Raw genomic sequence first — 3,350 nt, forward strand, 5'->3', positions numbered from 1 at the left:
GAACGATTTATGTTCATGATCTTGCCCTGAAGAATCAATTCCTCATATTTTTTCGCCCTCAACGCCGGCAAAGGCATCTGAGGTTAATGAAAACTTTGACTTCTTAAACTCACGACTAAATGAACTTGAAGCCAATGGTATGCCAAATAATGGTGGTACCTTGTCTTTAGATATCGACTGTACAGAAAACCCTGCTGCACTCAATGAAGCGTACTTAGCAAATAAATTCACGCAAAGCATAAGTTTTTCAATAGCAGGAAGCTGTTATGGTGATATCACAGTACCTCGAAATGAGGAGGAACCATTGATCCAAGTTCATGGACAAGTCATTTTTATAACAGGTGTAGATGATAGCGCTGCTCTTATCGATAATGACTTAACAGGCAGTATAAATTTATGGGCTACCTTTGGCGGAGGTTTGTATTTACGAGACTTGTCAGTAGTCACATCTGGTGCAATACCTGTCGCGTACTCTAGGAATGGTCACGGTTCTGTCACCAATGTTTCTATTAACAGAGCCGATGGCGACGCTTATGCTGGTATCTACGTCCAAGAAGGTGGGCAAGTATATGTAGGTGACATTGCAATCAATGGATTCGAGGTGGGTATAGGTGTAAGAAATGGAGGGTTACTAAGAACGATAGGCGATGTCTCAATTGCGAATGTAAATACAGGCATAAGCATGCAAAGCGGTTCCTTTAGAGGATCGAACAACATTAGTATTAACGCGGTAGACCATGCACTTCAATTGGATGTAAATTCATCATGGCGGGGTTGGGGAACTGCGCTTACCATAACACAAGGGCATATTGCTATAGATAACGGTAGCTCAATTGTCGGTACTGAAATTTTAGCACCGAACACAGAAATTAACGTCTACCACTCAGTAATGAACGCTTCAGGTGTAACCTCTAATACGCTAAGAGCTAATGGGAGCATGGTAACCCTCACAAACTCCTCGTTTTCTGGTGAAGTTGTATCAGAACACAATGCAAAGCTTGAGTTTTACGATACACCACTTAACCACGTAAACGTGCATCAAAATTCAAGCTTTATCTATGGTGGGGATTCTATAGTCAGTTTATCTGTTTATGGAAACTCTCACGCTCATTTAGGAGGTGCAAACGTCGCAAACGTAGAGGTGAATATGGGCTCTACTCTCGATTTTTATCAAGTCGATATTTCAGGCAACGTTAATGTTTACGGTCAATCTAACTTTGTAGCCAACGAGTCATCTTTCAGTGACTCCGCATTCCTAAATACAGCCGATGGAGGCCTTTCTGCACTAATTGGCGGAACGTCAATTCTAGAGAGCCAAACCTCATGTCATTTTGGAACACTCGAAATTGATGGTGTAGACGTAAATGCTTTCAACAACGGGTGTTTAAACGCAGGCGGTTACCAAGAAATGATTGATGCTTTTAAAAGTGCGAGAGGCAACTAAATAAAGGAGCTAATATGAAAAAGCGATATATAGCTGTTTCAATAGCCCTTTGTTTTAGTGGCGGTGCAGCAGCAAGTGACTTAGATTGGAGTATAGGCAACTGGGATTTAGCAAACTGGCAAGATGGCGGTAATTCAGAGTATTTGGATACTGATGGTGACGCTGTTTTAAATATCCGAGATAACGACGACGATAACGATGGATATGCTGACAACATAGACGCATTCCCTCTGGATCCTAATGACTGGGAAGATTCTGATAACGATGGTTTAGGTGATAATTATGAACTATCGGTAGGGCTGAACCCGAATGACGAAGATAGTGATGGCGACGGCATTGTAGACGGAGAGGACCCCTTCCCATCAACGCCTGAAGTACCGAAAACGATTCGTTATGCTATGACCATCAGCGATATAAGCACCGATGGGGTAAGTGACCTAGTCGTAATTTACGAAGATGGAGATGGCGTTGTAAGCGCGTCTATCTACGACAAAGTTAATGACGAGCTAATTAACTCTTTCGTATTCCCAAATACTTATAAGTCGTTCACTGCTCATATTCTTGATGATACCAATGGTAATGGAAGCCAAGAAATAGGGCTATTTGGTGTGATCGAAGCACCTGGAAGTAACGCAGGGCAAACCAGCAAACTTATTGTTAAGGATACAAAAACAGCAGCAACCACGAGCACGTTTAATTGGGCTGGTAACTGGCATAACCCTACGTTCACACCTTTAGCCGACTTAACAGGAGATGGTATAGCTGAAGTGGCGATGCAGGGGGAGTTCTACGATGGCGATAGACCGCAAATTCTTGTTCGAGACGGAATTAGCGGCGATTTAATACGTAGATACGCCTATCCGTCATTCATGTACAACCCTAAGTATATTCAACTTAACGATATGAATGGCGACGATATTCCAGAAGTTGGCATGATAGGAGTTATTAAACGTAACAATAAAGTACAAGTTCGGGTAATTGACGGCAGCGACGATAGAAACAAACTGCCTTCTTACAATTTCGGTGACGATTGGGCTGAGTATCAATGGCTATCATTACCAGATATAGATTTTGATGGTATTGATGACGTAGGCCTGTATGGGCGTAGGCTAAGTAGTTCGCGTATACAGCTTTTCACGAAAAGTGGTGCTGATCGAGTAGGCTCTTTAGGTATTTACAGTTGGCCTGCAGATATGGCAGACCATAAGCCATTAATAATAAATGATATTAACTTTGATGGAGTTAAAGATTTTGCTGTAGGAGGTCTAAGGGAAGGCGCAAACCGCTATCAGTTTATAATAAAAGACGGAACTGATAGAGGTACAACGCTTGCAAACCTAGGGTGGCCAGTAACGGTAGAGGCACCAAACTTCTATGAAGTAAATGATGTTGACGGCGATGGCGTTCTAGATTTTGCGCTTGCAGGAAACAGAATGTCGGATGGTAAGTTCGAAGTTTCTGTCAAAAACCTCGATAACCTCAAAGTTGATGACTTTGTTACTGACACCGACTGGTCAGAAGCACCCACCGTCATGCCTTCACCTGATATAAACGGTGATGGATTAGCTGACATTGTAGTTTACGGCTATGACAAGCTGGGTGAAAGCGTATTGGAAGTGCTAAGCGCGAGTCAATAAAGCAATTATTTTAAACGTAGAAAGTTGGGGCTTAATTAAATTTAAGCCCCTCTTCTTTATGTACAATATTTGGTTTTGCGTCACTGATTATCTCAGTATTTGAAATATCTATTAGACCTAATTTCAAAAAGCACACTAGTGCAATTTAAATACTGCCTGACCCTCACGCCCCCCAAACACCACCACATTAGGCACGCCATCACCATCAGTATCACCAACCTGATAAACCGTTGGGGCACTATCCCAGTCGTTGCCTAGGTTTATTGTGG

The 3,350-nt window shown here is 42.3% G+C and carries 2 protein-coding genes; both read left to right on the forward strand.

Annotated elements, in window-relative coordinates; translation table 11 throughout:
- Positions 1-139 precede the first annotated feature (139 nt).
- On the forward strand, positions 140-1,444 hold the full coding sequence (locus ACX5KA_RS03980; RefSeq protein ID WP_458730473.1) for a hypothetical protein: 1,305 nt from the start codon (positions 140-142) through the stop codon (positions 1,442-1,444).
- A gap of 14 nt (positions 1,445-1,458) precedes the next feature.
- Positions 1,459-3,081, forward strand: a complete 1,623-nt coding sequence (locus tag ACX5KA_RS03985; protein WP_458730474.1) for a hypothetical protein — start codon at positions 1,459-1,461, stop codon at positions 3,079-3,081.
- Positions 3,082-3,350 lie beyond the last annotated feature (269 nt).

It is taken from the genome of Alteromonas alvinellae (assembly GCF_902705805.1).

Bases quoted from the DNA above. Each gene is read 5' to 3' on its own strand.
- ACX5KA_RS03980 (WP_458730473.1), top strand. From the start codon at position 140: ATGCCAAATAATGGTGGTACCTTGTCTTTAGATATCGACTGTACAGAA.
- ACX5KA_RS03985 (WP_458730474.1), top strand. From the start codon at position 1,459: ATGAAAAAGCGATATATAGCTGTTTCAATAGCCCTTTGTTTTAGTGGC.